Below are 17,527 nucleotides of genomic sequence, written 5' to 3'. Positions count from 1 at the left end.
AGCGCCCGGCATGCTGCTCATCCCCTGCCCCTTCTGCGGGCCGCGCCCGGAACTCGAATTCCGCTACGGCGGCCAGGCGCACATCGCCCGGCCCGTCGATCCCTCGCCGCTCTCCGACGATGAATGGGCGAGCTTTCTGTATCAGCGCGACAACGAGCGCGGCGTGCACGCGGAACGCTGGCGCCACATCCACGGTTGCGCACGCTTCTTCAATCTCGTGCGCAACACCGCGACCGATGAAATTCTGACGAGCTACAAGACGGGCGAAGCCCGACCCGAGGCGCTGTGATGCCCGACTCCCTGTCCTCCCTCGTGACCGTCGACCAGGAAGCCTTTCGCACCACGGCCGGCGGCCGGATCGACCGCGCCCGTCCCGTGTCCTTCACCTTCGACGGCCGCGCCTTCACCGGCCGCGCGGGCGATACCCTCGCTTCCGCGCTGCTCGCCAACGGCGTGCATCTGATGGGCCGGTCGTTCAAATACCATCGTCCGCGCGGTGTGATGACGGCGGGATCGGACGAGCCGAACGCGCTGGTGACGGTGAGCCGCGACGCCGGGCGGACGGCGCCCAATCTGCGCGCGACCCAGGTGGAGCTCTATGACGGCCTGACCGCCATCAGCCAGAACCGCTATCCGAGCCTGCAATTCGACGTCGGCGCGATCAACGACCGCTTCGCCTCCCTGCTGCCGGCGGGCTTCTACTACAAGACCTTCATGTGGCCGAAGAGCTTCTGGGCCAAGGTCTATGAGCCGCGCATCCGCCAAGCCGCGGGCTTGGGCTGCGTGCCCACGGCCCCGGACCCCGACCGCTATCTGCAGCGCCACGCCCATTGCGAGGTGCTGATCCTGGGCGCGGGGCCGGCCGGTCTCGCGGCCGCGCTAGCCGCGGCAGAGTCCGGCCTCCGCGTCATTCTCTGCGATGAGCAGGCGGAGATGGGCGGCGCGCTGCTTTCCGACGTCACCTCCCTCATCGCCGGAAAGCCCGCGCAGGCCTGGCTCGCCGAGACGCTGGCCGATCTCGCCGCCCGGCCGAACGTGACGCTGCTGCCGCGCACCACGGGCTTCGGCTACTATCCGCACAACCACGTGGGGCTCGTCGAGCGGGTGACCGATCATTTTGCCACGCTGCCCGGCCATCTGCCGCGCGAGCGGATGTGGCAGGTGCGCGCGGCCGAGGTCGTCATCACCACCGGCGCGCTGGAGCGCCCGCTCACCTTCCCGGAAAACGACCGGCCCGGCATCATGCTGGCCGATGCCGCCGCCACCTACGTCAACCGCTACGGCGTCGTGCCGGGGCGCGAGGTCGTGGTGGCCACGACGAACGACAATGGCTACCGCGCCGCGGTCGCGCTGTATCAGGCGGGCGCGCGCATCGCCGCCATCGCCGATCTGCGCGCCGCGCCCTCCGGCCAGTGGTTCTCGGAAGCCCAGCGCCTCGGTCTGCCCATCGAGACGAGCCGGACCATCACCGGCACCTCCGGCAGCCTGCGGGTGGACGGCGCCTCCCTCGCCTCCGTCGCGGCAGACGGCAGCGTGTGGCAGACGCGGGACCTCGCCTGCGACCTGGTTCTGATGGCCGGCGGATGGACGCCGACACTGCATCTCTACTCGCAATCCCTCTCGAAGCTCGCATGGGAAGAGGGCATCCAGGCCTATCTGCCGGGGCCCGTCGCGCCCGGCCAGCGGCTGCGTGCCGCGGGGTCCGCGAATGGCGCCTATGGGCTGGAGGAGACCCTCGCCCAAGGCTTCGCGGCCGGCCAGGCCGCCGCCCAGTCGGCGGGCGGCGCCGAGGTCACCACCCGGCGCTTCGTGACCGTGGCGGCGGCGGGTGATGCCTCCACCTTCCTGGGCGCCACGCCGCACAACCGCGATGCGAGCCGGGTGCGCGCCTTCGTCGATTTCCAGAACGACAGCACGGCCAAGGACCTCAAGCTCGCGGTGCGTGAAGGCTTCCGCTCCGTCGAACATGCCAAGCGCTACACCACGACCGGCATGGCCACCGACCAGGGCAAGACCAGCAACATGCCGATGCTGGGCGTCATGGCGCAGGCGCGTGGCGTCAGCGTGCCCGAGATCGGCTTCACCACCTTCCGCCCGCCCTTCACGCCCACCACCTTCGGCAATTTCGCCGGCACCGCGCGCGGCGATCTCTTCGACCCCGTGCGGCGGACCGCGATCCATCCTTGGGCCGAAGCGCAAGGTGCCGTCTTCGAGGATGTCGGCATGTGGAAGCGCGCCTGGTATTTCCCCAAGGCGGGCGAGGACATGCATGCCGCCGTCGGCCGCGAATGCCGCGCGGTGCGCAGCGCCGTCGGCATCTTCGATGCCTCCACCCTCGGCAAGATCGAGGTGGTCGGGCCGGATGCGGCGGAGTTCATGAACCGCATGTACATCAACCCCTGGACCAAGCTCGGCATCGGCCGCTGCCGCTATGGCGTGATGCTGCGCGAGGACGGCTTCGTCATGGATGACGGCGTGGTGGGCCGCATCGCCGAGGACCGCTTCCACGTGACGACGACGACCGGCGGCGCCGCTTCCGTGCTCAACATGATGGAAGACTATCTGCAGACCGAGTGGTCGGACCTCAATGTCTGGCTCACCTCCATCACCGAGGAATGGTCCGTCATCGCCGTGCAGGGGCCGAAGGCGCGCGCGGTGCTGGCGCCGCTGGTGGAAGGCATCGACCTCGCGCCGGAGGCCTTCCCGCACATGGCGGTGAAGGAAGGACGCATCGCCGGCGTGCCGACGCGGCTGTTCCGCGTCAGCTTCACCGGTGAACTTGGTTTCGAGGTCAACGTGCCGGCTGCCCATGGCCGCGCAGTCTGGGAAGCGATCTGGGCCGAAGGCCAGGCGCACGGCATGGTGCCCTACGGCACCGAGACCATGCACGTGCTGCGCGCCGAGAAGGGCTTCATCATCGTAGGCCAGGAGACGGACGGCACGGCGACGCCGGACGACGTCGGGCTCACCTGGGCCATCGGCAAGGCAAAGCCGGATTTCGTCGGCAAGCGTTCGCTCGCCCGCCCGGCGATGACGGGGCCGAAGCGCAAGCAGCTGGTGGGCCTGCTCTCGGCCGACGGACGCACCGTGCTGGACGAAGGCATGCAGATCGTCGCTGATCCGAACCAGAAGGCACCGATGACGGTACTGGGTCACGTCACCTCCTCCTACATGAGCGCGGTGCTGGGCCACCCCATCGCACTCGCCATGGTGGAAGCCGGGCGCAGCCGCATCGGCGAGACGCTGCACGTGCCGGTGCCGGGCAAGGCAGCCGTCGCCGTGAAACTCGTCTCACCCGTCTTCTACGATGCTGAGGGAGCGCGTCTCGATGTTCTCTGATCTCCAGGACCCCGGCGTGGTCGAGGCCGATGGCGTCCGCCTCGAGACCCTGCCTGCCTTCACGCGCCTGAACTTTCGGGGTGGCGCCGCGGCCGCAGCCGCCATGGGCCAAGCTTTCGGCCTCGCCCTGCCGCAGGAGGTCAGCCGCGCCGCGCTCGCGGGCGATCAGGCGGCGCTCTGGCTCGGCCCCGACGAATGGCTCCTGCTGGCGCTGCCTAACGAGGCCCCGCGGCTGACCGCCGCGGCAGCGACGGCGCTTGCCGGCCTGGCGCACAGTCTGGTCGAGATTTCCAGCCGACAGGTCGCGCTCGGCCTCTCCGGCCGGCATGCTGCGACCGTACTCGCTGGCGGCAATCCACTGGATTTCGATCTGCGCGCCTTCCCCGTCGGCATGTGCACCCGCACCATCCTGGGCAAGGCCGAGATCGCGCTGTGGCGCACCGAGCCGGACCGCTTCCATATCGAGGTCTGGCGCAGCTTCGCCCCCTATGTGCGCGGCTTCCTGGCCGAACACATGCGCGAATTCGGCGGCTGATCGCCCCCGCCGGTGCTTCCGTCTCAACCTTCGACCGGTGCCGGATGATCAGCGTTTTCGACCTCTTCAAGATCGGCATCGGCCCCTCCTCCTCCCATACGGTAGGGCCGATGAAAGCGGCCGCAGCCTTCGTCGCCGCCCTGCCGCGCCTGCCCGCACGGATCGAGGTTCAGCTCCTCGGCTCCCTCGCCTGGACAGGCCGGGGCCATGCGACGGATATGGCGGTCATGCTGGGCCTGGCCGGGGAGATGCCGGACAGCGTGACCGCCGAGCGCGCGCGGCGGATCATCGACGATGCGCGGGGCGCCCATCGGCTGCCGGTTGCCGGGCGCTTCATCGCCTTCGACCCGGTGCGGGACATCGTCTTCGATACCGAGAGCGAAACCCCGGTCCACGCCAATACGATGGTGCTGACGGCCTTCGACGAGGATGACCATGCCCTTCTGTCGGAGCGCTGGTGCTCGGTCGGCGGCGGCTTCATCGCGCGGGAAGCGGAGGTCGGCGAAACCGCGCTCCCCTCCACCGACCCCGCTCTGCCCTTTCCCTTCCGCACCGGGGCGGACATGCTGCGCATGGGGGAGGCCTCGGGCCTCTCCATCGCCGGCATGATGTGGGCGAACGAGTGCACCCTGCTGCCAGAGACCGAAATCGCGCAGCGGCTGGACGCGATCATCGCGGTGATGATGGATTGCATCGACCGCGGCATGGCGGAGGATGGGGAGCTGCCGGGGGGCTTACGCGTGCGCCGCCGTGCCCGCGCCCTGCTCGGCCGCATCGACGCCGCCGCACGCAGCAACACGCCCCTGCCGCACGGGCTTCTGGACCGCGTCAGCCTCTACGCCATCGCCGTGAACGAGGAGAATGCCGCCGGGGGCCGCGTGGTGACGGCGCCGACCAATGGCGCGGCCGGCGTGGTGCCGGCGGTGCTGCGGCATTACCGCGACCACTGCCCGGATGCCTCCCTCGAAGGCATGCGGGATTTCCTGATGACGGCGGCGGCCATCGGCGCGCTCTTCAAGATCAATGCCTCGATCTCCGGCGCTGAGATGGGCTGCCAGGGCGAAGTGGGCGTCGCCTGTTCGATGGCCGCAGCCGGGCTCACGGCGGCGCTGGGCGGCACCATCACGCAGGTGGAGAACGCCGCCGAGATCGGCATGGAGCATCACCTCGGCATGACCTGCGATCCCGTGGGTGGGCTGGTGCAGATTCCCTGCATCGAACGCAATGCCTTCGGCGCGGTGAAGGCGATCAACGCGGCCTCCCTCGCGCTGCACGGGGACGGCGTGCATCGCATCTCGCTCGATCAGGTGATCGCCACCATGCGGCAGACCGGCATGGACATGCAGTCCAAATACAAGGAGACCTCGCTCGGCGGGCTCGCCGTCAATTTTACGGAGTGCTGAAGCGCCGCCTTCGCGATCTGGCTGAGGCGGCCGCGCGCGCAGTTTTGGCAACCTTTTCGCAAGACCCCGACTGCTATGCGGACATTGCCGGTTCGTTCCGGCTTTCCGCCTGGGGGTTTCATGCTGAAGCGCCTGTCCATCACCAGCCAGTTCACCCTGCTCGGGTCGATCGGCGTTCTCATCACGCTGATCGTCATCACGATCAACGTGACTTCAACCTACAGCACGGTGCTGCAGGCCAAGCAGACCCAGGTGCGAAACATCGTGGACGCGGCCGTTTCGATGACCGAGTCCTATGTCGCACGAGCGAAAAGCGGCGAGATGACGACGGCTCAGGCGCAGAGGGAGGCGCGGACCGCGATCGGCGCCATCCGCTACGACCACGGAAACTATCTCTTCGTTTACGACTATCAGGGCATGACCCTGGTTCACGCCACCAAGTCCTACATTGGCCTCAACCGTTATGACGCCAAAGACCCCTACGGCACGCCAACGACCCAGCCGATGATCGACAGCGCCAAGCAGGGCACGCCAACCTTTCATCGCTATTTCATTCCGAAGGCCGGCGGCACGGTGCCGCAACCGAAAATCTCCTACGCCGTGGCCGTTCCCGAATGGCAGTGGGTCGTCGGGTCCGGTCTCTACGTCGACGACGTGCGTCAGAAGGTGATCGGCGACCTGCAGCAGATCGCCGTCATCGTTGTGCCCCTTTTTCTCATTTTCCTCGCTGTGATCTATGGCCTGCGGCGCGGCGTCGCACGCCTGCTTGCGGGTCTCACCCAGAGCATGGAGGCGATCGCACGCGGCGCCTTCGACACGCTCATTCCCGGCCTCGACCGGCGAGACGAGCTCGGGCGCATGGCCGCGGCCCTCGCCGTGTTCCGGGATGCGTCGCTCGAGAAGCAGAGGCTGGAACGCGAAACGGAGGCTGCGCGCGCCGCTGCGGCGGAAGAGCGCGCCCGCGCCGAAGCCGAGCGCGCCGAACGGGCCGCCCAGCAGACGCAAGTCGTCACCTCCCTTGCCTCGGGCCTCGAACGCTTGTCGGTCGGCGACCTCGTCTTCCGTCTCGCCGAGCCCTTTACCCACGACTACGAAAAGCTTCGGCAGGACTTCAACGCGGCCATGGACAAGCTGCAGGAGACGATGGGCAGCATCACCCAGACCACCAGCGGCGTGCGCTCCGGCGCCGGGGAGATAGCCCAGGCGGCCGACGACCTGTCCCGCCGCACCGAACAGCAGGCGGCGGGGCTCGAAGAAACCGCGGCTGCGCTCGACGAGATCACCATGGCCGTGCGCAAGACCGCAGAGGGCGCGCAGGAGGCGCGCACGCTGGTTTCGCAGGCGAAGACCGATGCCGAGATATCCGGGAAAGTGGTGCATGACGCCATCGGCGCCATGAGCAGTATCGAGGAATCCTCGAAGCAGATCGGCACCATCGTCACCCTGATCGACGAGATCGCCTTCCAGACCAACCTCCTCGCGCTCAATGCCGGCGTGGAGGCCGCGCGGGCGGGCGAAGCGGGCCGTGGCTTCGCCGTGGTGGCAACCGAGGTGCGGGCGCTCGCTCAACGCTCCGCCGATGCGGCGCGCGAGATCAAGACGCTGATCGCGACCGCGGGCCAGCAGGTGGAGACCGGCGTGAAGCTGGTGGACGAGACCGGCCATGCACTGGCCCGCATCGTCGAACAGGTGGCGCAGCTCAACGATTTCGTGGCGGATATCGCGGCCTCGGCGCGTGAACAGGCGACGGGACTTTCTGAAGTCAATTCGGCCGTCAATCAGATGGATCAGGTGACGCAGCAGAACGCCGCGATGGTGGAGCAGGCAACCGCCGCGAGCCATGGCATGATGCAGGAGGCCGAGACCCTCAACCGGCTCATCGCCCAGTTCCGCATCGGCCGCGACCCTGTTGAGGAAGAGAGCGAAAGCCCGCGCGCCGCCGGCCGACGCCGGCGCGCCATGGCGCTCTGAAGACGGGGCCCGTCAGCCGCCCATGGCGAACTCGGCCCAGACCTGCGGCAGCAGACGCGTCAGCCGTTCAGCCCATTCCCGCTGCCCGCCCGTATCTGCAATCAGATCCTGGCGAATTTCGAGTTCGAGATAGGGCAGGCCGCGGCGCTCGGCATGGACCGGAATGGTGTAGTCCGTGAGATCGCTGACGAAATACGGCTGGTTGTCCCCGATGATCAGCCCGCCTTCCTCTTTCAGCAGCCGTTTGAGGATGAGCGACAGGCGCGCGTCCCGGTTATAGAGCACGGCCGCGTGCCAGGGCCGCACCTCCCCCTTGTAGACGGGCGTGAAGCTGTGCACGGCGACGAGCGCCGTTGGCCGGCCGGCCGCGAGGCGGGCATCGAGCGCCGCCGCGATCGTCCTGTGATAGGGCTCGAAAATCTCGCGCCTCCGCGCGTCCCGCGCCGTCTGCGTCAGGTTCCGATTGCCCGGGATCTCGGTCAGTTCGCTGATATCCGGAATGGAGCTCGCAACCGAAGGATCTCGGTTGCAGTCGATCACCAGGCGTGAATAGACCTGGGAGACGAGCGTCGCGTCCAGCGCATCGGCGACGGCGACCGCGACGGCGCGCGCGCCGATGTCATACGCGATGTGCCGCTCCATCTCCGCATCCGGCAGGCCGAGCTGGCCGAGCCGCCGCGGCATGCGCCGCCCCGCGTGATCGCAGGTCAGAAACAGATCGGAAGAGCCGGCGGGATGATCCACCACCACGGGCGACGGTTCGTCGGGAAAAAGCAGGGTCTCGTCCATGGCGGTCAGCATAAACGGACACCGCCCGCAGCGGAACCTCGGGTTGATCGGCCCCGCTTGCGTCATGCCCTGCCCTGGCTCAGACTTGTGGTGCAGAAGCTTGAGAATGCCGGATCACGGCATCATGCCCTTCCCTGCGGCAGCCGCCGGGAGGGCCAAAGGAGAGGGAAGCGCCCCATGAACGAGATGACGATCGGCCGCCCCACCGGCTCGCCCCAAACGATGGCGGAAGACTGGGTAAAGGCCTTCAACGCCGCGCTCGCGGCGCAGGACGTGGCGGCGGCCGCCGCCCTCTTCGCACCCACCTGCTTCTGGCGCGATCTGCTGGCCTTCACCTGGAACATCAAGACGGTCGAGAACAAGGCGGGGGTCACCGATCTCCTCACCCAGACCTTGGCGGCGGCAAGCCCGGTGCGGCTGACGCTCTCGGAACCTGCGACCACGGGCGACAGCCCGATCGGCCCCGTGGTCGAAGCCTGGGCGACGCTGGAAACAGCGGTCGGTCGCGGCATCGCCGTTCTGCGCCTTCAGGACGGCCTCGCCTGGACGCTGCTGACGACGATGGAAGAGATCAAAGGTCATGAGGAGCCGCGTGGCCGCCGGCGGCCGATGGGCGCCGAGCACGGCAGCGACGTCCATCGCCAGACCTGGGCAGAGCGGCGTGCGGCGGAAATCGAGAGCCTCGGGCGCGAGACCCAGCCCGAGGTGCTCATCATCGGCGGCGGCCAGGGCGGCATCGCGCTCGCCGCCCGCTTGCGGCAGTTGGAGGTGCCGACCCTCGTCATCGACCGGCACGCCCGGCCGGGCGACCAGTGGCGGAAGCGCTACAAATCCCTCTGCCTGCACGACCCTGTCTGGTACGACCACCTGCCCTACCTGCCCTTCCCGGACAATTGGCCGGTCTTCGCGCCGAAGGACAAGATCGGCGATTGGCTCGAAATGTACACCCGCGTCATGGAGCTGAACTACTGGCCGGAAACGACGGCAGAGAAGGCGGCCTTCGACCCCACGCGCGGACGATGGACGGTGACGGTGACCCGTGCGGGAGAGACGCTGACCCTGCATCCAACGCAGCTGGTGCTGGCGACCGGCATGTCCGGCAAGCCCAATATCCCGGCCTATCCGGGACGCGAGCGGTTTCGTGGCGAGCAGCACCACAGCTCCCAGCATCCCGGGCCGGATGCCTATGCCGGGCGGCGCGTCGTCATCATCGGCTCGAACAACTCGGCGCATGACATCGCAGCCGCGCTGTGGGAGGCCGGGGCGGACGTCACGATGGTGCAGCGGTCCAGTACCCATGTGGTGAAATCGGAAACGCTGAGCGAGCTTGCGACCGGGCTGCTCTATTCGGAAGACGCCCTAGAACGCGGTATCACCACCGATCGTGCGGATCGCATCTCGGCCTCCATCCCCTACAAGGTCATGGCCGACTATCACCGCCCGATCTATGCCGAGATCCGCAAGCGGGATGCCGCTTTCTACGAGCAGTTGGAAGCCGCCGGCTTCCTGCTCGATTTCGGCGCCGACGAGTCCGGCCTTTTCATGAAATACCTGCGCCGCGGCTCGGGCTATTACATCGACGTGGGCGCCTGCGATCTGGTGGCCGATGGCCGGATCAAACTCAAAAGCGGCTGTCCTGTCGCGGAAATCACCGAAACGGGCGTGCGCCTCGGCGATGGGACGGAACTGCCCGCGGATCTCATCGTCTATGCCACGGGCTATAATTCGATGAACGGCTGGGCCGCCGATCTGATTAGCCAGGAGGTGGCCGACCGGGTCGGCAAGGTCTGGGGTCTCGGCTCGGAGACGCCGAAGGACCCGGGCCCCTGGGAGGGTGAGTTGCGCAACATGTGGAAGCCTACGCAGCAACCGAACCTCTGGTTCCATGGCGGCAACCTGCACCAGTCCCGCCACTATTCGCTCTATCTCGCCTTGCAACTGAAGGCGCGGCAACTGGGGATGGCGACGCCGGTCTACGGTCTGCAGGAGACGCATCACCGGCAATGAGGCCGGCGACTTGACCGGGCGGCCAATCGGGTCTGACCTGCGAGGATCAGACTGAGGAGGCCGCCCATGGATTTCGAAACCAAGCTCGACCGTTTGGCCGAGGTGGCCGTGAAGGTGGGGCTCGGCCTCCGCCCGGGCCAGGAAGTGGTGATGACGGCGCCGCTCGACGCCTTGCCACTCGTGCGCCGCATCAACCGCCACGCCTATCAGGCCGGCGCCTCTCTGGTGACGAGCTTCTATTCCGACGACCAGATGACGCTGGACCGCTTCACCTATGGCGCGGAGGAGAGCTTCGACACCGCGCCCGCCTGGCTGTTCGAGGGCATGGCCAAGGCCTATGGCGCGGGTGCTGCGCGGCTTGCGATCGCCGGCGAGGACCCGGCGCTGCTCGCGGGGCAGGACCCCGCCAAGGTGAGCCGCGCCAACCGCGCCCGCTCCAAAGCCTATCAGCCCGCGCTCCAGCACATCGTCGATTTCCACATCAACTGGAGCATCGTCTCCTATGCGAGCCCGGCCTGGGCGCGCATGGTCTTCCCCGAGGCAACCGAGGCCGATGCGGTGATGAAGCTGTGGGACGCGATTTTTGCGGCCTCCCGCATCAACGAGGCGGACCCCGTCGCCGCCTGGAACGCCCACAACCAGCGCCTGCACGACCGCAAGACCTTCCTCAACGAACGCCGCTACGGCGCGCTGCATTTCCGCGGGCCGGGCACCGATCTCACGGTGGGTCTCGCCGACGGGCATGAATGGGCCGGCGGCTCCGAGATGGCGCGCAACGGCATCACCTGCAATCCGAACATCCCGACGGAAGAGGTCTTCACCACGCCGCATGCCCAGCGCGTGGAGGGGCATGTGCGCAGCACCAAGCCGCTTTCCTACCAGGGCACGCTGATCGAGGACATCGCCGTGCGCTTCGAGGCTGGTCGCATCGTCGAGGCCAAGGCGCGGACCGGCGAGGAGGTGCTGAAGCGCGTGCTGGAGACGGATGCCGGCGCGGCGCGGCTCGGCGAAGTGGCGCTGGTGCCGCATTCCTCGCCCATCTCGAAAAGCGGCATCCTCTTCTACAACACGCTCTATGACGAGAACGCGGCCTGCCACATCGCGCTCGGACAGGCCTACAACAAGTGCATCCAGAACTTCGAGCAGATGAGCGAGGAGCAGTTGCAGGCGGCAGGCGCCAATCGCAGCCTGATCCATATCGACTGGATGATCGGCTCGGGCGAGATCGACATCGACGGCATCGCCGCCTCTGGCGCGCCCGAGCCGCTCATGCGCGGCGGCGAATGGGTGATTTGAAGCGGGGAGCGCGGTATCGCCGTCAGCGACGTCGCGCTATCCGCCCTTCATCCGCGCAATGCGAATATCCGTCTTTGAGAAGTCCTCGCCTTTGAACAGCAAGGCGGCATTCTTCGCTCGGGCGCCGGCATAGGCGAAGCAATCGCCCATGTTGAGCGCCGCCGGATGACGACCTTTGCCAAAAGCCGCATAGGCCTCGGCGGCTAGTTCATAGTCGCGCTCGCCGATGGTCACGATTTCGATCCCGTGAGCGCCAACAAAATCCTTGACCCTGTCCCGCGCAGCGGCCGCCGTGAAACCGTAGCTTCGGCACAGCCCGGCTGTGGTCTCCCACAGCGCTATCGGCGAACAGACACGCGCCCGGTCCGTCTCCATTACGTCAGCCAGTGCATCGGCTTCCGCTTCGCCCGTCATCATCGCGATGAGGGCCGAGGCGTCTATAAAGATCACGGTTCACCAGAGAGGTCATCGAAAAAGGCCTTGTCCGCTGGCAAGCCTGTGGGCGGCGGCAACGGATTAGCCGCACGCCAGGCGCGGATGCGCTCACGCAGGGGCTGGGCGTTATGGGCGCGCTCCAACTCTGCCGTAACAGCGAGGCGCACCGCATCCTGTTTGGTGATGCCACGTTGTCGCGCCAACTGGGCCACCAATGCGGCTGTCGCATCATCGCGGATATAGAGGGGCATGGACCCACCCGAATATTCACATATCTAAAAAAGATATCTGAATATTTTCAATGGGTCCAGCAGACAGAGTGACCGATCACCCCTTCCAGGCGGCGTCGGTGACCGTGATCTTCTTCGGCAGCAGGCCGAGACGGAAGAAGGTATCGGCGATCTTCTGCTGATCGGCGAAGATCGCCGGTGTCACCGGCCCGAGGCCATAGCCCATGCGCGGCAGGGCGCGCGCGAGGATCGGGGCGGGAATGCCGGTCGCAGGCCCGATGGTCGCGATCGCCGCCGCAGGGTCCGCCTGAACCTTGTGTTCCTCCGCCGCGACCGCGGCGAGCAAGGCGTGGACGACATCCGCATGCGCTTCGGCGAAGCTGCGGCGGGCCAGGAAGAACTGATGATTGGGCACGACGCCGGCGCCATCCGCGAGCAGCCGCGCGCCGGAGAGTTCCGCGGCGGCGAACAGCGGGTCCCAGGCGCACCAGGCGTCGACGCGGCCGGTACGGAAGGCTGCGAAGGCATCCGGCGGCGCCAGGAAGTTGATCTTCACCTCCGACAAGGGCACCCCGGCCTTTTCCAGATTGGCGACCAGGCAGTAATGCGCGTTCGATCCCTTGGTCGTGATGACGTGCTTGCCGCGTAGTTCGGCCACGCTCTGGATGGCGCTGCCGGCCGGCACCACGATGCCTTCGCCGTGCGGCGCCGGCGGGTCGGCCGCAAGGTAGACGAAGGGCGTGCCGGCAGCTTGCGCGAAGACCGGCGGCGTCTCCCCGGTGATGCCGAAATCGATGGCGCCGGCGTTCATGGCTTCGAGCAGCGGAGGGCCGGAGAGGAACTCGCTCCAGGTCACGGTGAAGCCGAGCGGCGCCAGCTGCTTCTCCAGCGTGCCGGCCGCCTTCAGCAGCAGCAGCGTGCCGTATTTCTGATAGCCGATATGCAGCGTGCCGGTGGCCGCCCGGGCCGCGCGACGGCCGCCGAGCAGAAGAGCGGCCGCTCCCATAGGCATGGCGGCCAGAAGACCGCGGCGCCGCATGCCGCTTATTTCCCTCATCGTCATCGTGTTTTCCGCCGCTCGCTCGAAATTAAGGATAGGAAGCTTTACGAGAGTGGTATTTTATCCATATCCTCCACGTCAATCGCGCTTCCTTGACGATCCGGCGCGAATTACGCGATTCAATATCGGGAATACACTATGTCGAGCGCCCTTCTCGCCGCGAGCCCTTCGCGCCGGTCGAGCCTGCGGAGTGCGGCCGACGCCCTGGCCGGGCGCGGCCAGCGTTTCGTCGTGCCGCTGCTCATCCTCCTCGTCTGGCAAGGGCTGGACAGTTTCGGGCTGATCAACGCGCGGCTGATGCCCTCCCCCGTCACGGTCGCAGAGTCCTTCTGGACCCTGCTCGTGACCGGCCAGCTTCTCGGCAACCTGTGGGTCTCCCTGCTGCGTGTCGGCGCCGGCCTCGCGATCGGCGTGGCGCTCGGCACGGTCTGCGGCCTCTTCGCCGGCCTCTCCCGCATCGGCGAGGACACGGTGGATGCGACGCTGCAAATGCTGCGCACCCTGCCGCATCTGGCCCTCATTCCGCTCTTCATCCTGTGGTTCGGCATCGGCGAGACGCCCAAGGTGGCGCTCATCGCCCTCGGCAGCCTCTTCCCCGTCTATCTCAACCTCTTTGCCGGGATTCGCGGCGTCGACCGCAAGCTGGTGGAAGCGGTCTCCACGCTCGACCTCTCCCGCGCCGGCATCGTCTGGCACGTCATCCTGCCGGGCGCCCTGCCCTCCTTCCTGGTCGGGCTACGCTATGCCGTCGGCATCGCCTGGCTCACCCTCGTCGTCGCCGAGCAGGTCAATGCCAATAGCGGCATCGGCTACCTGGTGATGAACGCGCGCGACTTCCTCGAGACCGACGTCATCTTCGTCGGCCTCATCATCTATGCCCTGCTCGGCCTCGCCACTGACCAGTTGCTGCGCGCCGTGGAGCGCCGGGCACTGGTCTGGCGGCCGAGCTTCGTCACCGACCGGAGACCCGCCCGATGACCGTGATCCAGACTCAGGACCCGATCGAGGAAACCCGGCTGACGCGGGGTGAGGCGGCGGTCAGCGTGCGTGGGCTGACCCGGCAATTCGGCGGCCCGGCAGTGCTGGACGCGCTCGACCTCGATCTCGAAGCCGGCAGCTTCACCGTGCTGCTCGGCCGCTCGGGCTCCGGCAAATCGACCCTGCTGCGCAGCCTCGCCGGCCTCGATCCGGCGCCCGCGGGCACGCTGTCCGTTCCTCAGGCGCGCGCCGTGGTCTTTCAGGAGCCCCGGCTGCTGCCCTGGAAGCGGGTCTGGCGCAACGTGGCACTCGGGCTGAAGGAGAGCGACGCGCGGGCGCGGGCTGCCGCGGCCCTCGGCGAAACCGGGCTCACCCACCGGCTGGACGCTTGGCCCGCCACGCTTTCGGGCGGTGAGGCGCAGCGCGTGGCGCTGGCCCGCGCCCTAGTGCGTCAGCCGCGCCTCATGCTGCTCGACGAGCCATTCGCCGCGCTCGACGCGCTGACCCGCATGCGCATGCAGGCCCTCGTCGCGCAGCTCTGGCAGGAACACGGCTTCACCGTGCTGCTGGTGACGCATGACGTGGACGAGGCGCTGCTGCTCGGCGATCGCGCCCTGGTGCTGGATGCGGGGCGAATCGGTGTCGATCTGGCCATTCCCCTCGATCGGCCGCGCCACCCGGCCGATCCGGCCTTTCAGCGTCTGCGGCAGCGCCTGCTGGGTGCCCTCGGCGTGGACGACAGCGGGGAGGAAGCGCCCCCGCGCTAAGGCGCGGGGCTGCTCTTCCCCTTTTTTGGATGCTGATCGTTAGGAGCCTAACTATAAGGACCCATCAAATTGACGGTGTCCATGTCTTCGTCTTACTCCGCGATCAAGGCGACCGATTTCGGCCGGCAGATCTATCGTCTCTCGCTGCTGTGGCGGCGGGAGATCGATCTGCGCGTGCGGGAATTCGGCCTGACGGAAGCGACCTGGCGCCCTTTGCTCTATCTCGGTCGGCTGGGCGATGGCCTGCGGCAGACGGACCTCGCCACGGCGCTCATGATCGAAAGCGCATCCCTCGTCCGCCTGGTGGATGCGCTGGAACGCTGTGGCCTGGCCGAGCGGCTGGAAGATCCGGAAGACCGCCGGTCCAAACGCGTCTGGATGACGCCGGCAGGGCGCGAGATCTACGCCAAGGTCGCGGCCGTGCACGAGAGCATCGCCGAATCGATGGTGCAGGCGGTGACGCCGGAGGAGCTTGCCCTTTGTGACAGCGTGCTGAAGCGCATTCTCGGCACGATCGCGACCCAGGGCGAGCTGCCGGAGCCAGCCGAGCGGGATGATCCGGCATGATCGGCGCCACCTCCCCACCCCAGGCGCGCGCCCCCTTCTGGCCGGCCCTCGCCACCGTCTTCCGCATCTCGCCCGCGATCGCCTATGTGCTGCGCACCCTGCTCGCCATGGGCCTCGCCTTCTATGCCGCCCTCTGGCTGCAACTCGGCACGCCGGCCTCGGCCGCGGTCACCGTCATGATCGTCGCCAATCCCTCCCGCGGCGGCATCATCTCCAAAGGCGTCTGGCGCATCTTCGGCACGGTAACCGGTGCGGTCGCCGGGGTGATCATGATGGCGGCCTTCGGCCAGACGCCGCTGCTCTTCATCATCGCCCTCGGCCTCTGGCTCGGCATCTGCACCTTCGCCTCCAGCATGTTCCGGCATTTCCGGGCTTATGCCGCCGTGCTTTCAGGCTATACCGTCGCCCTCGTCACCGCAGGGGCCGTGCCGGCGCCCGACCACGTGCTGGGCTTCGCCCTCGGCCGCCTTGCCGCCGTCACCCTCGGCGTCGTCGTCTCCACCGCCGTCACCATGATCTTCCAGCCGACCGTCACCACCGACGGCATGCGGGCGCGGGCGCGCGCATCGCTGCGCGGCGTGGCCACGCTGCTGCTGTGCCGCGCCGATGGCACGCCGATGGACGACCCGGGCTTCATTGCCGAACGCACGCGCCTAGCCAGTGAGATCGAGCGGCTGGACGAGGCCGTGGAATTTTCCGGCGTGGAAGCGACCGACGTGAACCGCCATGCGGCGAGCCTGCGGCGCGGCCTCGCCGCACTCTATGCCGCCCTCCTCTCCGTCTCCATCGCCGGCCATTCGCTGAACCGACTGGCCGAGGTTCCCGTGGCGCAGGCGGCACGCACGCCGGAGGAGGAGACTGAGGAGACAAGGGAGGAGACCGGGCAATCGGCGGTGACCATCGTCACCCGTGTGCGCGGGCTGCTGCAGGAGATCGCGCGCTACGATCCGCAGAGCCGGCAGGCGCCGCTCGCGCTCGCCGAGACGATCGCCGGCACGGCAGCGGCACTGACCGCGCTGCAGGGGGCGGCCCGCTCGCTCGAAGACACCACCACCATCGCCCGAGTTCATCAGGAGCTGGAGCAGCTCTATGACGCGACGGTGCCCTTCGGCGCCTGGCGCGCGGGCCTGCGCCCCTATCACCGCGGCCGGCCGCTCACCGCCTTCAGGGATTATGCGACGGCGACCCGCAACGGCGCGCGCAGCTTCATCGCCGTCGTCCTCGGCGGATGCTTCAGCTACTTCACCGCCTGGGACATGGGCCCGACGCTGATGATCATTCTCGCCGCCTCCTGTGCGCTGCTGTCCGGCGCGCCCAGCGCCGCGGCAGCCAGCATCCAGTTCGCCAAGGGCATCACCCTCGCGACGGTCGCAGCCGCGCTCTACGAATTTCTCATCCTGCCGCACTTGACCAATTTCCCGATCCTCGCCCTCGCCGTACTGCCGGTGCTGGCCGTCGCGGTCTACGGCACCACCATTCCGCGCTACGCGCTGCTCTGCCTCGGCTTCGTGATCTTCTTCATCACGCAACTGAACTTCGCGAACCAGATGACGTACGACGTGGTCGCCTTCGCCAATGCCGCAGTCGCCTTCCTGCTAGGCGCCTGGGGTACGGTTCTGGTCTTCCGCGTCATCCTGCCACCCAATCCGATGCGGGATGCCGCCTACCTCGTGCGCCGTATCCGCCACGCGACCGAGCGGCTGATCAAGCAAGGCGGCGGCCGACACGGCGCGCGCGACTGGCTCGGCTGGCTCGTCACGCAGAACCAGGCGATGCAGCGGCTCTTCATGCGTCTGCAGGTCAACCCCGCCCTCCGCTCCCGCAGCATTGGCGATTGCGGCGCTCTGCTGATCATCACGCAGGAGGCGCTGCGCCTGAAATCCCTCCTGCGTGCGCTGGATCTGCCGGCAGCAGAGCAGGCGCGCGTCGCGGAGGCGCTGACGCATCTGACGCGGCTGCGCCGCCCGCGGCGGGCCGCGGCCAGTGCCGAAGCGGCGAGCCTTCGCTTGCGCGATCTCTACGAAGCCGGCGGCGCATCCCGCCCTGCCCTGCTGCAGGCCGCCGGCAGCTTCCGAACCATCGCTGCCATGATGCCACAGGCGGAAGGCTTGCTGGCGCTCGAAGCCCCCCTGCCCGTGGTAGCCTGACCG

The 17,527-nt window shown here is 67.8% G+C and carries 15 protein-coding genes; 11 read left to right on the top strand and 4 right to left on the bottom strand.

Annotated elements, in window-relative coordinates; all coding sequences use genetic code 11:
• The first annotated feature begins 10 nt into the window (after positions 1–10).
• The 5 genes from ACYQ6W_RS13620 (at position 11) to ACYQ6W_RS13600 (ending at position 7,248) form a co-directional block, all read left to right on the top strand.
• The gene (locus ACYQ6W_RS13620; RefSeq protein ID WP_459675963.1) at positions 11–289 is read left to right on the top strand and encodes a sarcosine oxidase subunit delta; all 279 of its coding nucleotides are present in this window, start codon (positions 11–13) and stop codon (positions 287–289) included.
• The gene (locus tag ACYQ6W_RS13615) at positions 289–3,339 is read left to right on the top strand and encodes a sarcosine oxidase subunit alpha family protein (RefSeq protein ID WP_459675962.1); all 3,051 of its coding nucleotides are present in this window, start codon (positions 289–291) and stop codon (positions 3,337–3,339) included. The genes ACYQ6W_RS13620 and ACYQ6W_RS13615 overlap by 1 nt, the downstream gene beginning before the upstream one ends.
• Positions 3,329–3,874 (top strand): sarcosine oxidase subunit gamma, encoded by a 546-nt coding sequence (locus tag ACYQ6W_RS13610; RefSeq protein ID WP_459675961.1) that lies wholly within the window; start codon positions 3,329–3,331, stop codon positions 3,872–3,874. The genes ACYQ6W_RS13615 and ACYQ6W_RS13610 overlap by 11 nt, the downstream gene beginning before the upstream one ends.
• 44 nt (positions 3,875–3,918) lie before the next feature.
• Positions 3,919–5,277, top strand: coding sequence for an L-serine ammonia-lyase (locus ACYQ6W_RS13605; RefSeq protein WP_459675960.1), 1,359 nt, complete (start codon positions 3,919–3,921; stop codon positions 5,275–5,277).
• Positions 5,278–5,397: 120 nt separating this feature from the next.
• Positions 5,398–7,248, top strand: coding sequence for a methyl-accepting chemotaxis protein (locus tag ACYQ6W_RS13600; RefSeq protein WP_459675959.1), 1,851 nt, complete (start codon positions 5,398–5,400; stop codon positions 7,246–7,248).
• A 12-nt stretch (positions 7,249–7,260) separates the two neighbouring features.
• Here the strand turns inward: ACYQ6W_RS13600 and ACYQ6W_RS13595 are convergent, their stop codons facing one another.
• Complete coding sequence (locus ACYQ6W_RS13595; protein WP_459675957.1) at positions 7,261–8,037, bottom strand: N-formylglutamate amidohydrolase; 777 nt, start codon at positions 8,035–8,037, stop codon at positions 7,261–7,263.
• Between the two features lie 177 nt (positions 8,038–8,214).
• Between ACYQ6W_RS13595 and ACYQ6W_RS13590 the strand changes: the two genes are divergently transcribed.
• Positions 8,215–10,044 (top strand): flavin-containing monooxygenase, encoded by a 1,830-nt coding sequence (locus ACYQ6W_RS13590; RefSeq protein ID WP_459675955.1) that lies wholly within the window; start codon positions 8,215–8,217, stop codon positions 10,042–10,044.
• Between the two features lie 66 nt (positions 10,045–10,110).
• Positions 10,111–11,340: an aminopeptidase gene (locus tag ACYQ6W_RS13585; RefSeq protein WP_459675954.1), complete on the top strand. Its 1,230-nt coding sequence runs from the start codon at positions 10,111–10,113 to the stop codon at positions 11,338–11,340.
• A gap of 36 nt (positions 11,341–11,376) precedes the next feature.
• Here ACYQ6W_RS13585 and ACYQ6W_RS13580 read toward each other — a convergent pair whose 3' ends face one another.
• From ACYQ6W_RS13580 to ACYQ6W_RS13570, 3 genes are all read right to left on the bottom strand, one after another.
• The gene (locus ACYQ6W_RS13580) at positions 11,377–11,790 is read right to left on the bottom strand and encodes a type II toxin-antitoxin system VapC family toxin (RefSeq protein ID WP_459675953.1); all 414 of its coding nucleotides are present in this window, start codon (positions 11,788–11,790) and stop codon (positions 11,377–11,379) included.
• On the bottom strand, positions 11,787–12,026 hold the full coding sequence (locus ACYQ6W_RS13575; protein ID WP_459675952.1) for a type II toxin-antitoxin system VapB family antitoxin: 240 nt from the start codon (positions 12,024–12,026) through the stop codon (positions 11,787–11,789). Before ACYQ6W_RS13575 ends, ACYQ6W_RS13580 begins: the two co-directional genes overlap by 4 nt.
• 76 nt (positions 12,027–12,102) lie before the next feature.
• On the bottom strand, positions 12,103–13,044 hold the full coding sequence (locus tag ACYQ6W_RS13570) for an aliphatic sulfonate ABC transporter substrate-binding protein (protein WP_459675950.1): 942 nt from the start codon (positions 13,042–13,044) through the stop codon (positions 12,103–12,105).
• Positions 13,045–13,203: 159 nt separating this feature from the next.
• Here ACYQ6W_RS13570 and ACYQ6W_RS13565 point away from each other — a divergent pair, with 159 nt between their 5' ends.
• The 4 genes from ACYQ6W_RS13565 (at position 13,204) to ACYQ6W_RS13550 (ending at position 17,524) form a co-directional block, all read left to right on the top strand.
• Positions 13,204–14,043: an ABC transporter permease subunit gene (locus ACYQ6W_RS13565; RefSeq protein WP_459675948.1), complete on the top strand. Its 840-nt coding sequence runs from the start codon at positions 13,204–13,206 to the stop codon at positions 14,041–14,043.
• On the top strand, positions 14,040–14,810 hold the full coding sequence (locus ACYQ6W_RS13560; protein WP_459675947.1) for an ABC transporter ATP-binding protein: 771 nt from the start codon (positions 14,040–14,042) through the stop codon (positions 14,808–14,810). Before ACYQ6W_RS13565 ends, ACYQ6W_RS13560 begins: the two co-directional genes overlap by 4 nt.
• Before the next feature lie 81 nt (positions 14,811–14,891).
• On the top strand, positions 14,892–15,377 hold the full coding sequence (locus ACYQ6W_RS13555; protein ID WP_459675944.1) for a MarR family winged helix-turn-helix transcriptional regulator: 486 nt from the start codon (positions 14,892–14,894) through the stop codon (positions 15,375–15,377).
• A complete protein-coding gene (locus ACYQ6W_RS13550) occupies positions 15,374–17,524 on the top strand; it encodes an FUSC family protein (RefSeq protein WP_459675942.1) in 2,151 nt (716 codons plus the stop codon). The genes ACYQ6W_RS13555 and ACYQ6W_RS13550 overlap by 4 nt, the downstream gene beginning before the upstream one ends.
• The last annotated feature ends 3 nt before the right edge of the window (positions 17,525–17,527 follow it).

This window comes from Acidisoma sp. 7E03, assembly GCF_054665075.1.
Note: the sequence above shows the minus strand (reverse complement) of the source record. Positions and strands in the feature narration are given on the sequence as shown.